This window comes from Pseudomonas sp. TKO26, from assembly GCF_003225665.1.
In the GTDB taxonomy this organism is placed as follows: Bacteria; Pseudomonadota; Gammaproteobacteria; order Pseudomonadales; family Pseudomonadaceae; genus Aquipseudomonas; species Aquipseudomonas saponiphila.
Window position 1 is genome coordinate 110986 of sequence record NZ_QKLN01000036.1, and the last position, 23291, is coordinate 134276.

Sequence of the window (23291 nt, forward strand, 5' to 3'; positions counted from 1 at the left end):
CGAGAGACTGCTCCCATGTTGGCACCGAAGCGTCTACTGACTGCCCTGGCCCTCACATTCATTGGCAGCGCCGCCCAGGCCGCCGATGAAGTCGTGGTCTACTCCTCGCGTATCGATGAGCTGATCAAGCCGGTGTTCGATGCCTACACCCAAAAGACCGGGGTGAAGATCAAGTTCATCACCGACAAGGAAGCACCGCTGATGCAGCGGATCAAGGCCGAAGGCGAGAATGCCACCGCCGACCTGCTGCTCACCGTGGATGCCGGCAACCTCTGGCAGGCTGAGCAGATGGGCATCCTCCAGCCGTTCACTTCCAAGGTCATCGACAGCAACATTCCCCTGCAATACCGCTCTTCCAACCATGCCTGGACCGGCCTGAGCCTGCGGGCGCGGACCCTGGCCTACTCCACCGAGCGGGTCAAACCTTCCGAGCTGACCACCTACGAAGCCCTGGCCGACAAGCAGTGGGAAGGTCGCCTGTGCCTGCGCACCGCGAAGAAGGTCTACAACCAGTCCTTGACCGCCACCCTGATCGAAACCCACGGCGCGGCGAAGACCGAAGAGATCATCAAGGGCTGGGTCAACAACCTGTCCACCGATGTGTTCTCCGATGACATCGCCGTGCTGGATGCGATCAACGCCGGGCAATGCGACGTCGGCATCGTCAACACCTACTACTACGGCCGTCTGCACAAGCAGAAGCCGAACTTGGCGGTGAAGCTGTTCTGGCCGAACCAGGGCGACCGCGGGGTGCACGTCAATCTGTCGGGTATCGGGCTGACCCAGCATGCGCCGCACCCGGAAGCGGCCAAGGCCCTGGTGGAGTGGATGACCACGCCCGAGGCGCAGAAGATCTTCGCCGACGTCAACCAGGAGTTCCCGGCCAACCCGGCAGTGGCACCTTCGGAAGAAGTGGCCAGCTGGGGCAAGTTCGTGGCCGACACCCTGCCGGTTGAAATCGCCGGCAAGCGCCAGGCCGAAGCCATCCGCTTGATGGACCGCGCTGGCTGGAACTGAGCCTGCCGTTATACTGCGCCCCGCCTCTGCGGGGCGTTTTGTTTAACGGCCTGCCGGTAGGAGCGGGCTCGCCCGCGATGGTGCCGCCGCTTCCCTTTTGTACGTTCCACCTGCCCGAGAGTTTTTTGTGGCCCATCCCGCCCAACGTCGCTGGTATCCCCTGGTCTTTGCCGTAGCGGCCCTGGTCTTGCTGCCGCTGAGTGTGCTGCTGTTGTCCTGGCAGGCCGTCGATGCGCAGATTTGGTCCCACTTGTGGGACACGCAGATGCCGCGTCTGTTGAGCAACACCCTGACCCTGGTGCTCGGGGTGGGGGTTGGCGTCACGCTGTTGGGGGTGAGCCTGGCCTGGCTTACCAGCCTCTGCGAGTTTCCCGGGCGGCGCTGGCTGGACTGGGCGCTGATGCTGCCCTTCGCGATTCCGGCCTATGTGCTGGCGTTCGTCTTCGTTGGCCTGCTGGACTTTTCCGGGCCGGTGCAGAGCCTGCTGCGGGAATGGTTCGGCAGCGGCCTGCGACTGCCGCGGGTGCGCTCCACTGGCGGGGTGATCCTGGTGCTGGTGCTGGTGTTCTATCCCTATGTCTACCTGCTGGCGCGCAACGCTTTCCTGGCCCAGGGCAAGGGGTTGATGGAGGCTGCGCGAGTGCTCGGCCAATCACCCTGGCAGGCGTTCTGGCGCGTGGCGCTGCCCATGGCGCGGCCGGCCATCGGTGCCGGCGTGGCCCTGGCGCTGATGGAAACCCTGGCGGATTTCGGCGCGGTGGCGGTGTTCAACTTCGATACCTTCACCACCGCCATCTACAAGACCTGGTATGGCTTCTTCAGCCTTTCCAGCGCTGCGCAGCTGGCCAGCCTGTTGCTGCTGGCAGTGATGCTGGTGTTGTACGGCGAGCGCCGCGCACGGGGTGCCAGCCGCACCGGTAACGAGCGGCCCCGGGGCAAGGCCCTGTATCACCTGCGGGGAATCAAGGCCGTGGCGGCCACGGGCTGGTGCCTTCTGGTCTTTGCCTGCGCCTTCGTGATTCCGCTGCTGCAGCTGCTGGCGTGGTTCTGGCAGCGCGGGCGCTTCGATCTGGACGAACGCTATGGCGGATTGATCGTGCATACCCTGTACCTGGGGGGCATGGCGGCGTTGATCACCGTCAGCGTGGCCCTGCTGCTGGCCTTCGCCCGTCGCCAGGCGCCGACCCGCGGCATCCGCGCCGGGGTCAGCCTGGCCAACCTGGGCTACGCCTTGCCCGGTTCGGTGCTGGCGGTGTCGATCATGCTGGCTTTCAGTTACCTGGACCGGGAACTGGTGATCCCGTTGTCCGGCTGGTTGGGCGGGGCCGGCAAGCCACTGTTGCTGGGCAGCCTGTCGGCCTTGCTGCTGGCGTATCTGGTGCGTTTCATCGCGGTGGCCTACGGGCCGCTGGAAAGCAGCCTGGAGCGGATTCGCCCATCACTGCCCGAAGCTGCGCGCAGCCTGGGGGTGGGTGGGCCGCGACTGTTTTTCAAAGTGTATCTGCCGCTGTTGCTGCCCGGGACCCTGAGCGCGGCCTTGCTGGTGTTCGTCGACGTGCTCAAGGAAATGCCCGCGACCTTGCTGATGCGCCCGTTTGGCTGGGACACGCTGGCGGTGCGGATCTTCGAGATGACCAGCGAAGGGGAGTGGGCCCGGGCGTCGTTGCCGGCGCTGACCCTGGTGCTGGTTGGACTGCTGCCGGTGATTGGCCTGATCCGTCGCTCGGCTCATCGAATCGGTTAGGTGCCAGCCTTGCACCTTGCAGCTACAATGCGCGGCATTCGGTGCGGCCTGTTGTTTGGCCGGGACGCTGAAATCGGCTGCAAGCCATCTATTTCAAGGCTTTCACCCTAGCAGCGCCAGTCCGCACCCTCGCCACGCCCGGAAGGAGAAACCCATGGGACAGCGTACGCCTCTGTATGACCTGCATCTCGCCCTCGGCGCGAAAATGGTCGATTTTGGCGGTTGGGATATGCCCTTGCATTACGGTTCGCAGGTCGAGGAGCACCATCAGGTGCGACGTGATTGCGGTGTGTTCGATGTATCCCACATGACCGTGATCGATGTCAGCGGCGCCCAGGCCAAGGCCTGGCTCCAGCGCTTGCTGGCCAATGATGTCGAACGTCTGCAAAGGCCCGGCCAGGCCTTGTACAGCGCCATGCTCAATGAGCGCGGCGGCATCGTCGACGACATGATCGTCTATCGCCTCGAAGACGCTTATCGCCTGGCGCTCAACGCCGCGACCCGGGACCAGGACCTGGCCTGGATGCAGGCGCAACTGGGGGACTTCCAGGTGCAGCTGCACGAACGCCCGGAGCTGGCGATGCTGGCGATCCAGGGCCCGCAGGCACGCAACAGGATTGCCGAACTGGTAACCCAGTCACGCGGCACCCTGATCCAGCAGCTCAAGCCATTCGAAGCGGGTTTCGACGGTGACTGGTTCATCGCCCGTACCGGCTACACCGGCGAGGACGGTTTGGAGATAGTCCTGCCCGCCGACCAGGCCCCGGCCTTCTTCAACGATCTGGTGGGGGCGGGAATCTCGCCCATCGGCCTGGGCGCCCGGGACACTTTGCGTCTTGAGGCCGGCATGAACCTCTATGGCCAGGATATTCACCAGGATGTCTCGCCCCTGGCGGCGAACATGGCCTGGAGCATTGCCTGGGAACCTGCGTCGCGCAAATTCATCGGTCGTACCGCCCTGGAGGCTGAGCGAGCGTCGGGCGTGAAGCAAAAGCTGGTGGGTTTGGTACTGGAGGAACGTGGGGTTTTGCGTGCTCATCAGGTGGTTCGCATCGCCGATGTTGGCGAAGGCGAGATCACCAGTGGTAGTTTCTCCCCTACGCTGAGTAAATCGATCGCACTGGCGCGGGTGCCAATGGCCACCGCTGACCGTGCCGAAGTGGAAATCCGCGGCAAGTGGTACCCGGTGCGAGTGGTCAAACCGACCTTCGTGCGTCACGGCAAAGCCTTGATCTAACTTTTTCAGCCGGCATCGCGCCGCTGACATTTCTTCCTGAGGACACAGAACATGAGCGATATCCCTGCCCACCTGCGTTTTGCCGAGAGCCATGAATGGGCCCGTCTGGAAGCCGACGGCACGGTGACCGTGGGTATTAGCGATCACGCCCAGGAAGCCCTGGGCGATGTGGTGTTTGTCGAGCTGACGCAAGTCGGCAATGTGTTTGGCGCGGGGGACCAGGCTGGTGTGGTGGAGTCGGTGAAAGCCGCTTCCGACATCTATGCCCCGGTGGCCGGTGAAGTGATCGCGGTCAACGAAGAGCTGAGCTCCAGCCCCGAGTTGCTCAACAGCGAGCCTTACGACGCCTGGATCTTCAAGCTCAAGCCAAGCAACCTGGCCGAGCTGGACAAGCTGCTGGACGCCGCCGGCTACAAGGCCGCCATCGGCGAGTAAGCCGTTCCTGCAAGCAGGCCCGCTCCCGTTTCCCGGGAGCGGGCCTGTTCGCGAAGGCATTTAAGCCTGCAACACCTCTTTCACCGCCGCCACCGCACGTTCCACGTCGGCCTTGCCCATGGCGGTGAACATCGGCAACGAGACGATCAACCGACCAACCCGTTCCGCCACCGGGAACATCCCTTCCTTGAAACCGCGCTCGCGGTACAGGCTCAGCAAATGAATCGGCGGGTAGTGATAGCCGATGCCAATGCCGCGTTCCTGCATCTGCTCCATGAAGGTGGCGCGGGCCGGCTTGCCGTCTTTACGCTCCGGCAGCACCAGCTGGAACAGGTGCCAGTTGCTGTTGCTGAAATCCGCCGGCGGTAGCTGGGCGCCATAGCGGGCCTCGAAGTCGCTGCCGAAGCATTCGAAGTAGTGCCGGGCCAGCTCGCGGCGATGGGCGGTGATTGCCTCGATATGGGCAAACTGGCCCAGGCCGATGGCGGCCGCGACGTCGGTCATGTTGAACTTGCCGCCGAGCACGTCCACGTCCAGGCCGTCGAAGCCGCTGCGGGTCACGCCTTGCAGGCGGTACTTCTCGGCCAGGCGCACTTCCTCCGGGGTGTTGAGTACCAGGCAGCCGCCCTCGGACGAGGTGACGTTCTTGTTGGCCTGGAAGCTGAAGGACACGAAATCGCCACCAGCGCCGATGCGCTGGCCGTTCCAGCTGGAGCCCAGGGCCTGGGCCGCGTCTTCCACCACCCGCAGGCCGTGTTTCCTGGCCAGGGCATACAGGCGAGTCATGTCCACCGGCAAGCCGGCCAGGAACACCGGGATGATGGCCTTGGTGCGCGGGGTGATCGCCGCTTCGACCTGGGCCAGGTCGATGTTGCGGGTGACCGGGTCGATGTCGGCGAACACCGGCGTGGCGCCCACTTCGAGAATCACGTTGGCGGTGGCGACCCAGGAAATCGGCGTGGTGATGACTTCATCCCCGGGGCCGATGCCGGCGATGCGCAGGGCGATCTCCATGGTGCAGGTGCCGGAGTTGAAGGTACGCACCGCGCGCCCGCCGAAGAACTCCGACAGCTGGGCTTCGAAAGCCTGGACCTTGGGACCGCTGGTGATCCAGCCCGAACGCAGCACTTCGCCGACGGCGGCGATGGTGGCTTCATCGATGGTGGGTTTGGAGAACGGCAGGAATGGCAGTTGGCTCATGACAGTGGGACACCCGATAAGCGGACGATGGAAGCAGGGGTTGAGGCGCGCCGGGGCTGGCGCGCGAACGCCCTGCATGATGGTACCGATTGCCTCGGGACGCCAGTGCGTCGAGCGGTGGAATCGGCTGCTATGCTGCTTTGCACCCTGTTGTACCGACGCTGAGCACCGCTTATCGGAGAGCCTGCCATGTCCCAGTCGCCGTCCCTGAGCCAGTTACGCGAGCCCAACGCTTTTCTCAACCGGCACCTGGGTCCCGACGCCGAGGAGCAGCAGGCGATGCTCGCCAGCCTCGGGCTAGGCAGCCGGAGCGAGCTGATCGAGCAGACGGTGCCGCCAGGAATCCGCTTCAACCGCCCCCTGGACCTGCCACCAGCGCTGGATGAACAGGCCGCCCTGGCCCGGCTCAAGGGCTATGCCGCGCAGAATCAGGTCTGGACCAGTCTGATCGGCATGGGCTATCACGGCACCCTGACGCCCACCGTGATCCTGCGCAACGTGCTGGAGAACCCCGGCTGGTACACCGCCTACACGCCCTACCAGCCGGAAATCGCCCAGGGCCGGCTCGAAGCGCTGCTCAACTTCCAGCAGATGACCATCGACCTCACCGGCCTCGACCTGGCCAACGCTTCGTTGCTCGACGAGGCAACGGCGGCCGCTGAAGCCATGGCCCTGGCCAAGCGCGTGACCAAGTCCAAGAGCAATCTGTTCTTTGTCGATGAACACTGCCATCCGCAGACCATCTCCGTGGTGCGTACCCGGGCCGAAGGCTTTGGCTTTGAACTGATCGTCGACGCTGTGGATAACTTGCCCGCGCACCAAGTGTTCGGCGCCCTGTTGCAATACCCGGATACCCACGGCGAGATCGTCGATCTGCGGCCGCTGATCGACCACCTGCACGCACAGCAGGCGCTGGCCTGCGTCGCTGCCGATCTGCTCAGCCTGCTGGTGCTGACCCCGCCCGGCGAGCTGGGGGCCGACGTGGTGCTGGGTTCCTCCCAGCGCTTCGGCGTGCCCATGGGCTACGGCGGTCCGCATGCGGCGTTTTTCGCCTGCCGTGACGAGTACAAGCGCGCCATGCCCGGGCGCATCATCGGCGTGTCCAAGGATGCCCGGGGCCAGGTGGCGCTGCGCATGGCCCTGCAAACCCGCGAGCAACACATTCGCCGCGAAAAGGCCAACTCCAACATCTGCACCGCCCAGGTGCTGCTGGCCAATATCGCCGGCTTCTATGCGGTCTATCACGGCCCGGCGGGGCTCAAGCGCATTGCCCAGCGGGTGCATCGGCTGACCTGCATTCTCGCCGCCGGCCTTGAGCGCAAAGGGATCACCCGGGTCAACCGGCACTTCTTCGACACCCTGACCCTGGAGGTCGGGGGCAGCCAGACGGCGATCATCGAGAGCGCCAGGGCGCTGCAGATCAACCTGCGGATTCTCGGGCGCGGCCGGCTGGGCCTGAGCCTGGATGAAACCTGTGACGAAACCACCGTGGCCCGGCTGCTGGACGTGTTTCTCGGTGCCGACCACGGGCTGGACGTTGCTGAACTGGACGCCGAGGCGCTGGAGTCAGGGCTGCCCGACCAACTGCTGCGGCGCAGCCCCTGCCTGACCCATCCGGTGTTCAACGGCCATCACAGCGAAACCCGGATGCTGCGCTACCTCAAGCAGTTGGAGAACAAGGACCTGGCGCTCAACCAGTCGATGATCCCCCTGGGCTCCTGCACCATGAAGCTCAATGCCAGCAGCGAGATGATCCCCATCACCTGGCCGGAATTCGCCAACCTGCACCCTTTCGCTCCTCGGGAGCAGGCCGTCGGTTACACCTTGATGATCGAGGAGCTGGAGCGTTGGCTGTGCGCTATTACCGGTTTCGACGCGGTCTGCATGCAGCCCAACTCCGGGGCCCAGGGCGAGTACGCCGGTTTGCTGGCGATTCGTCGCTACCACGAGAGCCGTCAGCAAGGCGGGCGGCACATCTGCCTGATACCGGCCTCGGCCCATGGCACCAATCCGGCGTCGGCGCAGATGGCCGGGATGCAGGTGGTGATCGTCGAGTGTGACGAGTCCGGCAACGTTGATCTCGAGGACCTGAAAGCCAAGGCCGCCGAAGCCGGTGATCGTCTGTCCTGCCTGATGGCGACTTATCCGTCGACCCACGGTGTCTATGAGGAGGGCATCAGCCAGGTCTGCGAAGTTATCCACAGCCACGGTGGCCAGGTGTACATGGATGGCGCCAACCTCAACGCCCAGGTGGGGCTGGCCAGGCCGGCGGACATCGGCGCCGACGTCTCCCACATGAACCTGCACAAGACTTTTTGCATTCCCCACGGCGGCGGTGGCCCGGGCATGGGGCCGATCGGCGTGCGCGCCCATCTGGCGCCCTTTGTCGCCAATCACCCGGTGGTGCCGATCGACGGGCCGCTGGCGGACAACGGCGCGGTCAGCGCGGCGCCCTGGGGCAGCGCCAGCATCCTCCCCATCAGCTGGATGTACATCGCCCTGATGGGGCCGCAACTGGCGGATGCCAGCGAAGTGGCGATCCTGGCCGCCAATTACCTGGCCGACCAGCTAAGCGGGGCCTTCCCGGTGCTCTACAGCGGGCGTAATGGCCGGGTGGCCCATGAATGCATTCTCGACCTGCGACCGCTCAAGGCCCTGACCGGCATCAGCGAGGAGGATGTGGCCAAGCGCCTGATGGACTACGGCTTCCATGCCCCGACCATGTCGTTCCCGGTACCGGGCACCTTGATGGTGGAGCCCACCGAAAGCGAGTCCAAGGCCGAGCTGGATCGCTTTGTCGAGGCCATGCTGAACATCCGCGCCGAGATCGCCCAGGTCCAGGAGGGCAACTGGCCGGCCGAGGACAATCCGCTCAAGGGCGCGCCCCATACCCTGACGGATATCGCCGGGACCTGGGAGCGGCCTTACAGCATCGAGCAGGCGGTGCTGCCCAGCGCCCACACGCGGGCCCACAAGTACTGGCCGACGGTCAACCGGGTGGACAACGTCTACGGTGACCGCAACCTGTTCTGCGCCTGTGTCCCGGTGGCGGCCTATCGCTGAGTTCGCCTCAGTAGTGCTGGCGTAGCCGCGTCGGGCGGGTGCGGTGGGTGCGGCCCCGGTGTGGCTGGCTCTCCAGGGGATAGAGGTGCAGCAGCTCTTCTTCGCTGACCTGGTTGCTCAGGCCCAGCTCCAGCTCCGGGCAGTCCAGGTCCAGCCAGTCGCCGTGCTGCAGCTGCAGTTCGTTCTCGCGCCGGCTGGCGCTGTGGAACACGTAGTGGACCATGCCCGGTTGCAGGAACTGCTCGTTTTGTTCGAGGAACGTCTGGGAATACTTGCGCAGCGCCCACCAGTTCTGCAGATCCAGGTGGTAGCCGAGGTAGGACAACTGCGCGCCCTGGCGTTCCACCCGGACATTGAGTGACAGGCTGTGCTGCAGTTCGCCAAGGATCAGTGCCGGGGCGATGGCGCATTGGCGCAGCCGCGATTGCGCGCAGGAGCTGGCGTCCTGGTGGCTCAACAGCGGGTCGTGGATGTCCTGGCCCAGGCTGAAACCGACAAACCGCAGTTGCTTGAAGTGATCCACCAGGTACACGCAGACCACCCCTGGCTGACTGCTGATGCTCAGGGCGTGGTAGGGGATCGCCAGCGCCTCGCCATCGGTCTTGAGCAGGTTGCCGTTGCCCTTGTAGAACCAGCCCTGGTGCGTGTGCGCGGTGTTCAGAGTGACCTCGCAGACCTGGGCCAGCAGGTTGTCGCTGGGCTTGAGCGGCGGGCGCAGCGGTCCTTGCGGATGGCCTTCGGCAGGCAGCCGGGGATGGGCCGGGAGGCTACGCAGGTGTTCGCTCCAGTTCAGATGGCGGCGGGCGCAGAACTGCAGGGTTTCGTACAGCCCGCCATGTTCGGAAAGGGCGCGCAGGCTCTGGCCATTGTGAAAGTCGAACAGCCCGATGGCGCGTTGATCCTTGTGGCAGACATCCAGCAACAGCAGGTAATCATCCATGATTCTCTAGTCCTTGAGGGGCAAGCGGGCGGGGAGGATAGGCAGCGGCCCGCAGGCCAGCGCGCGCTGGGGTTGGCGCGTACTGTCCTTGAGCAGCAATGACAGGAACAAGCCGGCCAGGCTGCCGCTCAGGGCCACGTACAGGATCGACGGCAGGCCGAAATGGCTGGCGGCAAACCCGGCCACGGCCGGGGACAGCCCGCCGCCGAGGATCTCGCCGAAACCCACGACGATCCCGGTCGCCGTCGGCAACAGGGCGGGGGCCACGGACTCGCTGGTCAGCGGGCCCACCGTCATGCAGATCAGGCTGAAATTGAAGAACGACAGCAGGAACAGCAGCAGGAACAGCAGCCAGGGAATCGCCGGGCTGACGATCAGCAGGCCCACCAGGGTGCTGCTGGTCATGAAGCACACCGACACCACCGGCTTGCGCCCGAGGCGGTCGGACAGGCCGGGAATGATCAGTTGGCCGATGCAGCCGCCCAGGCCGATGGCCGAGATGACCAGGGCCATGGACAGGTTCTGCAGGTGCAGATGGTCGGTCAGGTAGCTGGGCAGCATGGCGCAAAGCACGAACTGGCAAGTGAGGATGCAGAACATGATGAGGATGTTCAGGCTGACGTTGCCGCTCTTGAATGCCGCCAGCCAGTGGCGCCCGGCGCTGGCGTCGGACCCTGTACGGGGTGTTGCCGGCAGCGGCCGGTAGGCCTTCCACAGGTAGCCGGCCAGAAGCAGGCCGGGCAGGGCGATGATCGCGAAGACCGCACGCCAGGAGCCGGTCAGTTGCAGCAGGCCGGCCGCGATCAGCGGCCCCAGGCACAGGCCGAGAATCGGAAACAGCGCCTGCTGGATGCCCAGGTTCAGTCCGCGCCGGTCGGGGCGCGAGACTTCGTCGGTGACAATGATGCTGGTCGGGGTGAAGGCGCCTTCGCAGATGCCCATCAGCCCGCGCAAGATGACCAGCCCGAGGACCCCGGTGGCCAGCGCGGAGAAGCCGGACAGCAGCGACAGTACGGTGATGGAGATCACCAGCACGCGGCGAGTGCCCAGGCGCTCGATCACGCTGCCCATGCCCAGGGCGGACAGTCCCCAGGTGAAGGCCAGCGCGGCGGACAGGTAGCCCAGGTCCTGATAGTCCAGTTGCAGGTCGTGCATGATCACCGGGAACAGCGGCAGGATGATGAAGCGGTCCAGCCCCACCAGCCCGAAGCTCAGTGACAGCAGCAGCACCATGGTTCTTTCGTAACGGCTGTCGGCAGCCGTGGTCGGTATTCCAGCGTTCATCGCTCAGCTTCCTTGTGAAACCATGAACCCGGCGCGGTGCGCCGTGGGGGTGCGACCCGAGGTGGCCGTGCAGCCCGGCAACCTCGGGTCGGACAGACGCAGGACGCTACTTCAGGCGGTCCACTCGCCCACCGCCATTTCTGCGGTGAAGCCCGGGCCAAAGGCTGCCAGCAGGCCGACGTCGCCCCGATTCAGATTGGAATCGAACTGACGCTTGAGCACGTCGAACACCACCACGCTGGCAATGTTGCCGGCTTCCGACAGGCTACTGCGCGATTGCGCCACCCGGTTCGAGGCCAGGTCCAGGTGCATCACCAGTTCGTCGAGGATCTTGCGACCACCGGTGTGGAAGATGAAGAAGTCGTTGTGCGCGCAGTTCTGTTCGAAGCTGTCGTAGTTGAGCTTCTCCATCACCGGTGCCACGTCCTTGATGGAGTTCATCACCGCCTTGTCGAGGGTGAAGTGGAAGCCCGTGTCCTTCACGTCGTACTTGATGTAGTGCTCGCTCTTGGGCAGGAAGAACGACTCGGTCTTCTTGATCTTGAAGCCGCCGGCCTGGTCATCGGCGCGCAGCACGCAGGCCGACACCGCATCGCCGAACAGCGCCGCGGAGATGAAGGCGTGCAGCTTGGTGTCGTCCGGCTGATAGCACAGCGAAGAGAACTCCAGGGACACGATCAGCACGTGGTTGCGCGCATCGAGCCGGGCGAAATCGTTGGCCCGGTTGATGGCCGCGGCACCGGCCACGCAGCCCAGCTGGGCGATCGGCAGTTGCACGGTGGAGTTGGGCAGGCCGAGGTCGTTGATCAGGTGCGCGGTCAGCGACGGCATCATGAAGCCGGTGCAGGAGGTGACGATGACCATGCGGATATCGCTGATCTGCAACCCGGCATTCTCGATGGCCTGGCGTGCCGCAGCGGACGACATCTGCCGGGCTTCACGCTCGTAGACGATGCTGCGGTGGGTAAAGCCGGTGTGCACCGCCAACTCGTCGATCGGCAACACCAGATGGCGCTCGTTGACTTCGGTGTTGGCGATCATGCGCTTGGCCAGGGCCATGCGTGGGTGATCGGCGTGCAGGTTTTCCAAGTGATCAACCATTTGTTGCTGGGTGATCTTGTGTTGCGGAAACATTACATGTGGGAGGCAAAGTGTAGACATGATGGGTCCTTGGCTATAGGTAGGCCAATAATTAAGTTGTGGGGATAGTCCCCGTTAAATAGGCAAAGGAATCTTTAGGGCCTAAAGGAAATCAGGACCTTAAGGCAACTTCTAGGCGTGAAGTGGCCGTTGATGTAACTTTTAAGTTGGATTTTATTTTAATGACTAACTTCAAGGTGCCTTATATGAAGGCACCTTGAACAACAACTTATATATCCAGTACGAACTTATAAGCGTATTGCCAGGCCAGGTTGCTTTCGCGCACATGCTTGCGAATCACCATGCGCACCGGCGCACCGACTTTCAGCTGTTGCGGGTCGCAGACGTCGACGATTTCTGAGGCGATCACCAGGCCGTCGTCCAGGCGCACCATGGCCATCATGCGCGGCACGGTTTCGCCGTAGCCCATGGCAGCCAGGACCGGGTTCTCGGCGTGGGCCATGACTTCGATCTTGCCCGTGCGCTTGCAGCGGTAGGGCTTCACGCTCAGGGAGTTGCAAGCGCCGCAGACGGTGCGCCGGGGGAAGAAGATCTCGTTGCATTCTTCGCACTGGCTGCCTTCGAGGCGGTATTTGCCGCCATGCTCGCGCCATTCGCGGAGCATGCTGGCGGTGGTCATTCTGTGGATCTGTTCTGGGTACATGGACATGGTCCGGGCTCCTTAGTCGTTCGAGAGGACAATCACTGAGTTGTGCGCCGCATAACCGCCAAGGTTCTGCGACACGCCGATGCGTGCGCCCTTGACCTGGTTGTCGGATTCACCTCTCAGCTGCCGGAACAGCTCGGTGATGTGCAGGATGCCGTCGCAGCCGGAAGCGTGGCCGCGGCCGATATTGCCGCCGTCGGTGTTCAGCGGCAGTTGGCCGTCCAGGGCGATGCCGCCTTCGAGTACGAAATCGCCGGCCTGGCCCTTGCCGCAGATGCCCATGGATTCCATCTGGATCAGCCCGGCGCCGAGCAGGTCGTAGACCTGGGCCACATCGATGTCCTTGGCGGTGATCCCGGCTTTCTTATAGGCAATTTCCGCGCAGGCGATGGAGTTGGCCGATACGGCCATGCCCACGTCCTTGGGCAGGCCCGGATGGTGCAGGGTCGGGTTGTGGAAGCGCGTGCCGAAGTAGTGGGAGACGCCGGTGTAGGCGCAGCCGCGGACGAACACCGGTTTGTCGGTGTACTTGTGGGCCAGGTGCTCGGCCACCAGGATCGCGCAGCCGCTGGCTTCGCCCCAGGCCAGCATCGAACCGCAGGCTTCGCTGTTCTTCAGCGCTTCCAGGGTGGGAATCGGCTGGCCGTAGCGGGTGGCGGTCGGGGTGTTGTGGGCATAGACGCGCATCTGCCGACCAAAAGTGGCCAGGACATCGGCCTCGCGACCGGCATAGCCGAACTTCTGGAAGTACTCGGCGGTGGCCAGGGCGAAGGCGTCGGTGTGGGAGATGCCGAGGAAGTAATCGTATTCACATTCAGTGCTGGAGCCGATGTACTCGGCGTAGTTGAAGTGATCGGTCATTTTCTCGAAACCGCCGCACAGGACGATGTCGTACTCACCGGATGCCACCATCTGGTGACCCATCTGGAACGACACCGAGCTGCTGGTGCAGTTGGCGGTGCTCATGAAGGTCGGCGCCGGGCTGATGCCCAGGGCGTCGGAAATGGTCGGCCCCAGGCCGCCATATTCGGAAATGCCTTCACCGTGATAGCCGTAGGCGACCCCCTGGATTTCCCGGGGATGCATCTTGGCGTCCTTGAGGGCCTTATAGGCGGACTCGACGATCATTTCCTTGAACGTCTGCCGAACTCGTGAACTTCCGGGCTTCGGCGTATAGGCGGCCGAAACGATTGCAACACGACGTGCGCACATGTGCATGCTCCTTGCGTAGACAGGCGTAATCAGAGATAGGCGGTCAGGGCGTAGTCAGCCCGCAGGTACTTGAACTCGTACTTGATGGAGGTGCCGTAATCGACATAGGTCTTGGCTTCGAGCAGTTCGCGCAGGGGCTTGTTGTGCTTCTGGTACTGCTCGATGGCGTCGGTGACGGTCAGGGCGATGGCGTCACTGCCGGCCCCGAAACCATAGGACACCATGAGGATCTTCTGCCCCGGACGGGCCTGGTCCAGCACGTTAATCAGGCCGAGCAGCGGGCTGGCGGCACCGGTGTCGCCGACATCACCGGCGTAGATCCCCGGTTCGATCTGCTGGCTGTTGAAGCCCAGGTGCTTGCCCAGGGAATAGGGCGTGGACACCAGGTTCTGCTGGAATACCACGTAGTCATAGTCGGCCGGGCTGGTATGCAGCTTGGCCATCAGGCCCTCGGCGGCGCGACGGGTCTGGTCTTCCAGGCCGATGCTGTTCTTGTCCGAGCCCAGGCCCATCCCGGAGCGAATGTAGCGATCACCCTGGGGGCGAATGTTATCGGCGATATCGGCGGCGCAAGAGAAGCTGGCGTCGAACTCGGCGATGACATTCTGAGTGCCGATCAGCAATGCCGCGGCGCCGGCCCCGGCATAGGACTCGGTCAGGTCGCCCGGCGCGGTGTTGCGGTTGATGGTGTCGGCGCCGATGGCCAGGGCGCTGCCGGTCATGCCGGATCCCACCAGGGCCTGGCAGATCTGCAGGGCGGAAGTCCCGGACTTGCCGGCGAACTGGACGTCGGCGCAATAGGCGTCGTAACCGCTGCCGAGCATTTCCAGGATGATCGAGGCCGAGGCTCGTGAATCGTAGGGGTTGGTGCAAGTACCCAGATAAAGGGCCTGGAGCTCATGGCCGGGGACTTTGTCCAGGGCCCGTTGCGCTGCCTGCACGCCGAGGGTGATGACATCTTCATCCGGCTGCAGCACCGCTCTTTCGCTGATACCGAGGCTTTCCTCCACCAGCTTGAGGTCGGTGTTTTTCCAGACGTTGATCACGTCCTGAACTTTGAGACGGCATACCGGAACAGCCGCGCCGTAGCTGACAATGCCTACTTTTTTCACGTTCATTTTCCTCTTGATTCCATTCATTTTGAGAAAACTGGGTCGTGCTTGCTCAGAAGCACTCTTGAAACATACGGAAAACAGTTTGTGCTGCCCGACTCTGGCCGACACCGCGTAAACCCTCAGGCCAGAGGGGTTTCAGAGCAGGTTCCAAAAAGGGGAAAACCCGCTCGAAAGCTGTTTTTCTTCACCTCGCTGTGCTATGATACGGAACGTTTCGTTTAATAATAATTTCAGACGATCCAGTCTCTTAAGAGGAAAGGGTTTAAGCCTAGAATTCGAGGAACCCAGAGTTACAAGGCTTGATCAGCTCAACCCTTACGAGAAATTTTAAGAACTAGATGGATCGGTGTAAGAAATTCATGATTCTTTCAAGAATGAAACGAAACGGACCGTTTCATTTCGATTCGAGGGAATCCTATACCCTGCGTTGCGATTGTCAAGCGCCCTGCCTGGAGATTTTTTATTGTGGCTCGTACCCCATCTCGCAGCTCCATCGGCTCTTTGCGAAGTCCGCATACCCACAAAGCCATCCTCAGTTCCACCATCGAGATCCTCAAGGAATGCGGTTATTCCGGGCTCAGCATTGAGTCGGTCGCGCGCCGGGCGGGCGCCAGCAAACCGACTATCTACCGGTGGTGGTCGAACAAAGCGGCGTTGATCGCGGAAGTCTATGAAAACGAGAGCGAACAGGTGAGAAAGTTTCCTGATCTCGGCTCGTTCAAGGCGGATCTCGACTTTTTGCTGCGTAATCTCTGGAAAGTCTGGCGAGAAACCATTTGCGGAGAGGCGTTTCGCTGTGTGATTGCCGAAGCCCAGCTGGATCCAGCTACATTGACCCAGCTCAAGGATCAGTTCATGGAGCGCAGAAGGGAGATGCCGAAAAAGTTGGTGGAAAATGCCATCAGCAATGGTGAGTTGCCCAAGGACACCAATCGCGAATTGCTGCTCGATATGATTTTCGGTTTTTGCTGGTATCGGCTGCTGACCGAGCAGTTGAGCGCGGAACAGGATATTGAGGAATTCACTGATTTACTGATCAACGGTGTCTGTTCCGGCGCCCAACGTTGATCCTTTGACTGCATTGAGCCTGCACTGGATGCGGGCTCAATGACCGGAGTTTCAGGCCGAAGCGGTAGCGAACTCCCGATACAGGTCCGGCAGAAAGCTGGCCAGATGATTGAACTCGCACATGTCGTGAACGGCGAACTCATAGGCCAGGGTTTCCAGCTCGGCTTCGCCGAAACCGCTTTCCTTGAGCAGCGCCGATGCTTTTTCTGCCCCGGGAAAGCGGGTCATCGACGGGTGCGAACCGACCCAGTAGCGGCTGGTCAGGTACATGCCGCCCGGAACCTCCTTGAACAGATGCACCATCAGTGACACCGGCACCTGCGGATGCTCGGCCAGACTCATCAGGGCGCTGACGCTGCCATCGATTTTCGCTTCGCGATACAGGTCGGGGTCCAGGCCCAGGCTGGCCGGCTCCTTGAAATCGATATGCAGGTGCATCAGGCGGTCGCCAACATATTCCGAGGCACAGAAGGTATTGCCGTACAAACGCTCCTCGAAACTCAAGGACGCGTCACCCAGGCGCTGGTGGTTCACGCATGGATTACTGACATGGGCGTAGGGGAACCACAGGGTGTAGCGCTCCGCTTCCGCCGGGTGCCACATGAACCACCACTTGAACATTTGTGCGCTGCAGCCGGGGAAGAATTTGCGGCTCTGCACATAGGCCATCGGGCCGGGCAGCAGGGCATAGCCGGACTCTTCGCTGACGAAGTCCGGGTCGAGCAGGCGATTGATGTCCTCCACACTCGGAGTCAGGGTGTCTTTGAGGTCCATGGGGCCTTGCTGGATCTTGCGCACGGCGGACAGCGGCACACGCATTTCCGAGCGGAAATATTTGCCATAGGGCTTGTTCTTGACCGCCGCCTGGTTGCGCAGGAACAGCTTCTGCATGGGCAGGGAGAAGTAGGTGAAGGGAGTCATGACGCGCGCTTCCATGCTGATATCCTTTGGCTTGACTAGACGAGTGGCCGGCCTCTTCCTGTACTCCCTCATACGTGGTTGCACGAGAAACTGGCGCTTTGTAGCTAAGCAGCGCATAAATAAAAGTCAAATTTGAATTTAACTTAGTGAGAAAGCCATGGATCTTTCCGCTTCCCCGCAGATGCCTGCGGCCCGTGCACCGCGCCAGGATGGCCAGGCGACTCGCCAGCAGATTCTGGAAACGGCCGGCCAGCTGTTTGCCGAGCAGGGGTACGCCAACACCACCAGCAAGCAGATCTGCGAGAACTCCAAGGCCAACAATGCCTCGGTCAATTATCACTTCGAAAACAAGGACGGCCTGTATCGGGCGGTGTTGCGCGAAGCCCATGACCGCCTGCTGCGGATCGAGACGATGATCACCCTGAGCCAGAGCCAGGACCGCGCCGAGGACAAGCTGCGAGCCATCGTCACCGTGCTGATCGAGGGGCTGGCCAACCAGCGCGAGGGCTGGGCGCTGAAGGTGCTGACCCGCGAGCTGCTGTCGCCCTCGTCGGTGTTGCCGGAGGTGCTGGAGGAGCAAGCCTTTCCCAAGGCGCAGATCGTGCGCAACATTCTTGGCCAGATCATGCAACTGCCGCCGGACGACCCGGCCACGTTGCGCAGCGCGGTCAGCGTGTTTGCGCCATGCCTGTTTCTGCTGATTGCCCATGAGCCGCTGACGCGCCATGTGTTGCCCGGGTTGGCCCTCGATCCGCCGGCGTTGATCGAGCACATGATGAGTTACGCCCTGGCCGGCCTGGCTGCCGTGTCTCGGGCTTCGACTCCCGTATAGGCCATTGTCCGGGCAAAAAAAAACGCCGACCCAGAGGTCGGCGTTGTTGTTTGGCGATTCCAGGGCCGGTTCTTACTCCTGGGCGACGGCGTTCTTGGCCAGGATGGCGTTGGCCAGCTCCATGTCGGTGGCCTTGAGGCCAGGGTTGTCGGCGCGGACTTTCTGCATCGCGGCCTCCAGGTATGGGCCGCGGATGCTGCCTTCGCTGGCGACGAAGCTACCGGCGTCGTCCTGAGCGGCGACGATCAGTTTGTGGTCCTTGAAGGTCAGGTAAGTGGAGCCAGTGGTGGCACCGGAGGAAATGACGTTACGCCAGAAGGTGTCGGCCATCGCCGAACCAACGGGAAGGGAAAGCAGGGCAAGGGTGGCGACAGCTATTTTCAGACGCATGATGGGTGACTCCAACAGGGGGGGATCTGCACGGTTTGATTCTAGATACCCCAGCGGAGTTCCGTGACCTATCAGTCAAGGTTTTCGACCAGCAGGACGGCGCCCTCCTGACCTATCACCCGCACCCGGGACCCCACCGGCGCGTCGGCGCCCTTGGCGATCCACACCCCGTCGGCGACCTTGATCCGGCCGCGGCCATTGATGATTGCCTGATGCACGACGAAGGTCTTGCCGATCAGTTCCTGGCCCCGCAGGTTCAGGTTCGGCTGGTCGCTGGGGCGGGCCACGCTGCGCTGACGTCGCCACCAGTACAGGGCCGTCAGCACCGACAGCAGGCCGAACAGGAAAAGCTGCACCTCCCAGGACAGCCCGGGAATCAGGAAGGTCATGGCCCCGACGAAAGCGGCTGCCAGTCCGATCCACAGCAGGTAGCCGCCGGCACCGAACACCTCGAAGATCAGCAGCAGGGTGCCCAGGGCGAGCCAGTCCCAGAACGACAGGGTTTGCAGGTATGCCAGCATGGTGCGTGCCTCAGCCTTTCTTGCCGTCGAACGTGGCCTTGACGATTTCGCCAATGCCGCCCACGGCGCCGATCACCTGGCTGGCCTCCAGCGGCATCAGGATCACCTTGCTGTTGTTGGCTGCCGCCAGCTTGCCCAGGGCATCGATGTATTTTTGCGCCACGAAGTAGTTGATCGCCTGAACGTTGCCGCTGGCGATCGCTTCGGACACCACCTGGGTCGCCCGGGCTTCGGCTTCGGCTTGACGCTCCCGGGCTTCGGATTCGAGAAACGCCGCCTGACGCTCGCCCTCGGCTTCCAGAATCTGCGCCTGTTTCTTGCCTTCGGCCGTGAGGATGGCCGCCGCCCGCAGGCCCTCAGCCTCGAGGATCTGTGCGCGCTTGACCCGTTCGGCCTTCATCTGCCCGGACATGGCTGCCATCAGGTCGGCGGGCGGGCTGATGTCCTTGATTTCGATCCGGGTGATCTTGATGCCCCAGGGCGCGGTGGCTTCGTCGACGGTACGCAGGAGTTTCTCGTTGATAGCGTCACGCTGGCTGAGCATCGCATCCAGTTCCATGGACCCGAGCACGGTACGGATATTGGTTTGCAGCAAGTTGCGGATGGCGTGCTCGAGGTTGTTGACCTCGTAGGCGGCCTGGGCCGTGTTGACCACTTGAAAGAAGCACACGGCGTCGATTTTCACCGTGGCGTTGTCGGCGGTGATGACTTCCTGGGGAGGGATGTCCAGCACGCTTTCCATGACATTGATCTTGCGACCGATGCGGTCCATCACCGGAATGATGATGTTCAGCCCCGGCTTGAGGGTGTTGGTGTAGCGGCCGAAGCGTTCCACGGTCCATTGATAGCCTTGGGGCACGACCTTGAAGCCCATGAAGACCAGGGCCACCGCCAGGGCGACGAAAAGTAACAGTACGCTTCCGATCTGCATCACATTCACCTGCTCAGTCATTGCTCAAGGGGGACGGCGCGCACGAATGTAGGCGGGCTGCCCGTCCTGGCGTGCGATCCGCTCACAGCCGGAAGCGGGTGACCGACGTCTGCAACGTGGCCACGGAGTTTTCCATCTGCTCCACCGTGAGGGTCAGGTCCCGCATGGCCTGGCTGTTGCGCCGCGCTACCTGACTGATCATTTCCACCCGCTGGGCCACTTCGCTGCCGGCCTTGGACTGTTCGCCGATGGTGTGGGAAATCTCTTCCACCATCAGTGCCGAGCGCTGAGCGCCCTGGCGTATCTCATTGATCGAGGTCCCCGCCTGCTGGGCCATATGCACCCCGTCGTTGACCCGGCTGACCCCGGTTTGCATGCTGCTCACCGCCTGTTCGGTGGTTTCCCGGATGCGCTGGATCATGCCGGTGATCTCCCGGGTGGATTGCGCGGTGCGCGCCGCGAGGTTGCGTACCTCGTCGGCGACCACGGCAAATCCGCGTCCGGCCTCGCCGGCCCGGGCCGCCTCGATGGCGGCATTCAGGGCCAGCAGGTTGGTCTGTTCGGCAATGCCGTTGATCACCTGGATGATCGAATGAATCTCTTCCGAGGACTGTCCCAGGGCGGTGATGCTCTGGGACGAGTTGTTCACCGCTTCGGCAATGTGGCTCATGCCGTCCACCACCCCGAGGATCACCTGGCCACCGCTGCCGGCCAGGGATTCGGACTGGGCGGCAATGCTCTGGGCATTGCGCGCGTGCTCGGCGACCTGGGCAATGTTGCTGATCATCTGTTCCATGGCCGCGGCCATGTTGGTGGCGCCGTCGGCCTGCTCGGTGGCGCCCTCGGCAATGCCCAGTGAGGTGTCGCTGAGACTGTGGGAGCGTCCCCGCAGCTCCTCGCTCTCGTGGCGGATGGTGGTGATCATCTGCCGCAGGTTGTCCTGCATTTCACCCAGGGCCTGTTGCAACTGCCCCGCTTCGTCCCGGCTGTCGATACTGATGACGCTGGTCAGGTTGCCCTGGGCGATGGCCCGGGCGGTGGCGACCGACTTTTCCAGGGGTTTGAGTACCCGGATGAGCAACTGGCGGGTCAGCAGGCACAGGGCCAGGGCGGCAATCAGGCTGCCGCCGATCAGCCATCCGGCCGCCTGGCGCACGGCATGTTCACTGTCTTGACGAGTTTGTGCCGAAATCGCTTCGATCTTGCTACTCAATGCCGTGTTGCGGGTTTCCACTTCGCTGAAGCGCTGTGAAAACTCCTGCATGTGCTGGCGTGCCGCCTGCGGGTCCTTGAGGGCCTGGTCGGCGATGCTCTCGGCGGCATGAATGTAGTTCTCCAGGACCGGCTGCAGCTCGCTGATGGCATCGCGGATATCCGGCGCCAGGGGCAGTTTGGCGTTTTCCGCCAGTGCCTTGCGGAACCAGTCGCCGTGTTCACGCAGGCTGCTACGCACCTCCTCGCCGGCCGCACTGTCGCCGGGTTCGCTGCTCAGCGCCTCCAGCACATCGGCCCGCAGGGCGTCGTGCATCATGTCGGCCTCCAGGTGGTTGCGCAGGGCGCTGGCATTGAGTTCATTGTCATGCAGTGCGCCGGCCAGGCGCGATTGTCCCCACAGACCGAGACCCGCCACTAGGGCAATGGCCAGTAGGCTGAGGACCCCGGAGGCGATCATGTTTTGACGAATATTCATGCCTGGCTTCCTGCTCGTTTTGGCGGTAACTGAAGCGTAGTTCAGTGCTCGGGGTTCGCCGCCTGGCGAGTTGTCGGCTAGCTATCCCGGTTCTGCGGCGTGACCCGCAATACCTCCTCGAAACTGGTCAGGCCTTCGGCAAGCTTGCGGGCGGCGGCCTGGCGCAGGCTGTGCATGCCGTCCTCGGCGGCCTGGCGGCGCAACTCGGCGAGGTCGAGGTCGCGATGGATCAGGGCCCGGAGCGCGGTGCTCAAGGGCATGACTTCGTAGACCGCAGTGCGTCCGTGGTAGCCGGTGCCCCGGCACTCGGCGCAGCCCACGGCCCGCATGCCATGGCGCGGTGGTGGCGATTGCCGGGGGTGGATCAGGTTCTGCCAGTCATCGCTGGCGAGTTCGGCGGGGGCCTTGCAGTGTCGGCACAGGGTGCGCACCAGGCGCTGGGCCATGACCCCGACCAGGGTGGCCCTGAGCAAATAGTGCGGCACGCCCAGTTCCAGCAGGCGGCTGATGGCGGCCGGGGCGTCGTTGGTGTGCAGGGTGGACAGCACCAGGTGCCCGGTGAGCGCGGCCTGGATGGCCATTTCCGCAGTTTCCAGATCACGGATCTCGCCGATCATGATGATGTCCGGGTCCTGGCGCATCAACGCCCGTACGCCGCTGGAAAAACCCAGGTCGATGTTGGGCTGGACCTGCATCTGGTTGAATGCCGGCTCGATCATCTCGATCGGGTCTTCGATGGTGCAGAGGTTGATTTCAGGTGTCGCGAGCTGCTTCAGGGTGGTGTACAGGGTGCTGGTCTTGCCCGAGCCGGTGGGCCCGGTGACCAGGATGATGCCGTGGGCCTGGGAGGTCATGGCTTGCCAGCGGCTCAGGTCGTCGGCGCCAAAGCCCAGTTGGTTGAAGTCCTTGAGCAGCACCTGGGGATCGAAGATGCGCATGACCAGTTTTTCCCCGAAGGCCGTGGGCAGGGTCGACAGGCGCAGTTCGATTTCGCTGCCTTCGGGAGGGCGGGTCTTGATTCGGCCGTCCTGGGGCTTGCGCTTTTCTGCGACGTTCATGCGTCCCAGGCTCTTGAGGCGGCTGACCATGGCCAGGGTGACCTGGGGCGGAAACTGATAGACGTTGTGCAGCACACCGTCGATGCGAAAGCGCAGGGTGCCGTGTTCGCGGCGTGGTTCGATATGAATGTCGCTGGCCCGTTGCTGGAAGGCGTACTGGAACAGCCAGTCGACGATGTTGACGATATGGGCATCGTCGGCATCCGGTGCCTGGTCGTTGGCTCCCAGCTTGAGCAGTTGTTCGAAGCTGCCCGGGCCGCTGGTCTTCTGTTCGCTGCTGGCGCCGCTGACCGACTTGGCCAGGCGGTAGAACTCCAGGGTCAGGCGCTGGATATCCGCCGGGCTGGCCACGACCCGTTGGATCGGACGCTTGAGCACATGGGCCAGATCGGCCTCCCAGCCCCTGACATAGGGTTGGGCGCTGGCCACGGTAACGCTGTGGGCATCCACCGCGACGGCGAGGATCTTGTGCCGCTGGGCGAAGGCGAAGGACATCAAGGGGGTGATGCCGGCCACGTCGATCTGTAACGGATCGATGCGCAGGTACGGCTGGCCGGCCTGCTGCGCCAGCCAGGCAGTGAGGCTGTCCAGATCCAGGTGTCGCCCAGGATGCTGTCGGTCAGGCAACTGCTGGCTGGCGATGAACTCAAGAGGATGCAGGCTCGGATCGGCCCCCTGGCGACGCTCGCTCATGGCCTGTTCGGCGGCGTCCTGGCTGATGCGCTCCTGGGCCAGCAGTTCACTGAGCAGCTCGCTGAGATCCAGCCAGCGGTCCGGGGACACCTGGGCGGCGTGCATGGGGACTCCTCGGCAGCGTGGTCCAGAG

20 protein-coding genes and 1 pseudogene are annotated in these 23291 nt (G+C 63.1%); 7 read left to right on the forward strand and 14 right to left on the reverse strand.

Annotation, left to right across the window (positions count from 1 at the left end):
* Positions 1 to 15 precede the first annotated feature (15 nt).
* From DNK59_RS24820 to gcvH, 4 genes are all read left to right on the forward strand, one after another.
* The gene (locus tag DNK59_RS24820) at positions 16 to 1017 is read left to right on the forward strand and encodes an extracellular solute-binding protein (RefSeq protein WP_110724958.1); all 1002 of its coding nucleotides are present in this window, start codon (positions 16 to 18) and stop codon (positions 1015 to 1017) included.
* 127 nt (positions 1018 to 1144) lie between these two features.
* On the forward strand, positions 1145 to 2761 hold the full coding sequence (locus DNK59_RS24825; RefSeq protein WP_092308510.1) for an iron ABC transporter permease: 1617 nt from the start codon (positions 1145 to 1147) through the stop codon (positions 2759 to 2761).
* Positions 2762 to 2915: 154 nt separating this feature from the next.
* Positions 2916 to 3998 (forward strand): glycine cleavage system aminomethyltransferase GcvT, encoded by a 1083-nt coding sequence (gene gcvT, locus DNK59_RS24830; RefSeq protein WP_092308513.1) that lies wholly within the window; start codon positions 2916 to 2918, stop codon positions 3996 to 3998.
* Positions 3999 to 4049: 51 nt separating this feature from the next.
* Complete coding sequence (gene gcvH, locus DNK59_RS24835; protein WP_092308519.1) at positions 4050 to 4433, forward strand: glycine cleavage system protein GcvH; 384 nt, start codon at positions 4050 to 4052, stop codon at positions 4431 to 4433.
* A gap of 60 nt (positions 4434 to 4493) precedes the next feature.
* Here the strand turns inward: gcvH and DNK59_RS24840 are convergent, their stop codons facing one another.
* Complete coding sequence (locus tag DNK59_RS24840) at positions 4494 to 5633, reverse strand: DegT/DnrJ/EryC1/StrS aminotransferase family protein (protein WP_110724959.1); 1140 nt, start codon at positions 5631 to 5633, stop codon at positions 4494 to 4496.
* 189 nt (positions 5634 to 5822) lie between these two features.
* Between DNK59_RS24840 and gcvP the strand changes: the two genes are divergently transcribed.
* Entirely contained in the window at positions 5823 to 8696 is a 2874-nt protein-coding gene (gene gcvP / locus DNK59_RS24845) for an aminomethyl-transferring glycine dehydrogenase (protein WP_110724960.1), read from the forward strand.
* A 7-nt stretch (positions 8697 to 8703) separates the two neighbouring features.
* Here gcvP and DNK59_RS24850 read toward each other — a convergent pair whose 3' ends face one another.
* The 6 genes from DNK59_RS24850 to DNK59_RS24875 form a co-directional block, all read right to left on the reverse strand.
* Positions 8704 to 9636, reverse strand: coding sequence for a fumarylacetoacetate hydrolase (locus DNK59_RS24850; protein ID WP_092308527.1), 933 nt, complete (start codon positions 9634 to 9636; stop codon positions 8704 to 8706).
* 6 nt (positions 9637 to 9642) lie between these two features.
* A complete protein-coding gene (locus DNK59_RS24855) occupies positions 9643 to 10920 on the reverse strand; it encodes an MFS transporter (protein WP_092308530.1) in 1278 nt (425 codons plus the stop codon).
* Between the two features lie 111 nt (positions 10921 to 11031).
* Complete coding sequence (locus DNK59_RS24860; protein WP_110724961.1) at positions 11032 to 12081, reverse strand: type III polyketide synthase; 1050 nt, start codon at positions 12079 to 12081, stop codon at positions 11032 to 11034.
* Positions 12082 to 12289: 208 nt separating this feature from the next.
* Complete coding sequence (locus DNK59_RS24865) at positions 12290 to 12730, reverse strand: Zn-ribbon domain-containing OB-fold protein (RefSeq protein WP_060844923.1); 441 nt, start codon at positions 12728 to 12730, stop codon at positions 12290 to 12292.
* Positions 12731 to 12742: 12 nt separating this feature from the next.
* Positions 12743 to 13939, reverse strand: coding sequence for a thiolase family protein (locus DNK59_RS24870; RefSeq protein WP_016966051.1), 1197 nt, complete (start codon positions 13937 to 13939; stop codon positions 12743 to 12745).
* A gap of 29 nt (positions 13940 to 13968) precedes the next feature.
* The gene (locus tag DNK59_RS24875; RefSeq protein ID WP_092308536.1) at positions 13969 to 15057 is read right to left on the reverse strand and encodes a hydroxymethylglutaryl-CoA synthase; all 1089 of its coding nucleotides are present in this window, start codon (positions 15055 to 15057) and stop codon (positions 13969 to 13971) included.
* Positions 15058 to 15519: 462 nt separating this feature from the next.
* On the opposite strand from DNK59_RS24875, the gene DNK59_RS24880 reads away from it, so the two are divergent.
* Entirely contained in the window at positions 15520 to 16122 is a 603-nt protein-coding gene (locus tag DNK59_RS24880; RefSeq protein ID WP_092308538.1) for a TetR/AcrR family transcriptional regulator, read from the forward strand.
* A gap of 51 nt (positions 16123 to 16173) precedes the next feature.
* Here DNK59_RS24880 and DNK59_RS24885 read toward each other — a convergent pair whose 3' ends face one another.
* Positions 16174 to 17058, reverse strand: a complete 885-nt coding sequence (locus DNK59_RS24885; protein WP_110724962.1) for a DAPG hydrolase family protein — start codon at positions 17056 to 17058, stop codon at positions 16174 to 16176.
* 142 nt (positions 17059 to 17200) lie between these two features.
* Here DNK59_RS24885 and DNK59_RS24890 point away from each other — a divergent pair, with 142 nt between their 5' ends.
* On the forward strand, positions 17201 to 17875 hold the full coding sequence (locus tag DNK59_RS24890; protein ID WP_110724963.1) for a TetR/AcrR family transcriptional regulator: 675 nt from the start codon (positions 17201 to 17203) through the stop codon (positions 17873 to 17875).
* A 72-nt stretch (positions 17876 to 17947) separates the two neighbouring features.
* Here the strand turns inward: DNK59_RS24890 and DNK59_RS24895 are convergent, their stop codons facing one another.
* The 6 genes and pseudogenes from DNK59_RS24895 to DNK59_RS24915 form a co-directional block, all read right to left on the reverse strand.
* Positions 17948 to 18265, reverse strand: coding sequence for a DUF2388 domain-containing protein (locus DNK59_RS24895; RefSeq protein ID WP_016966055.1), 318 nt, complete (start codon positions 18263 to 18265; stop codon positions 17948 to 17950).
* Between the two features lie 71 nt (positions 18266 to 18336).
* Complete coding sequence (locus DNK59_RS24900) at positions 18337 to 18786, reverse strand: NfeD family protein (protein ID WP_092308547.1); 450 nt, start codon at positions 18784 to 18786, stop codon at positions 18337 to 18339.
* Between the two features lie 10 nt (positions 18787 to 18796).
* On the reverse strand, positions 18797 to 19717 hold the full coding sequence (locus DNK59_RS24905; RefSeq protein WP_092317004.1) for an SPFH domain-containing protein: 921 nt from the start codon (positions 19715 to 19717) through the stop codon (positions 18797 to 18799).
* An 82-nt stretch (positions 19718 to 19799) separates the two neighbouring features.
* Entirely contained in the window at positions 19800 to 20663 is an 864-nt protein-coding gene (locus tag DNK59_RS32600) for a methyl-accepting chemotaxis protein (protein WP_371920323.1), read from the reverse strand.
* Positions 20655 to 21407: pseudogene (locus DNK59_RS32605) on the reverse strand (HAMP domain-containing protein); the annotation flags it as partial. The pseudogene DNK59_RS32605 and the gene DNK59_RS32600, both read right to left, overlap by 9 nt.
* Positions 21408 to 21484: 77 nt before the next feature.
* Positions 21485 to 23263 carry a GspE/PulE family protein gene (locus DNK59_RS24915; RefSeq protein ID WP_110724965.1) on the reverse strand — a complete coding sequence of 593 codons (1779 nt, stop codon included), beginning with the start codon at positions 23261 to 23263 and terminating at the stop codon, positions 21485 to 21487.
* Positions 23264 to 23291 lie beyond the last annotated feature (28 nt).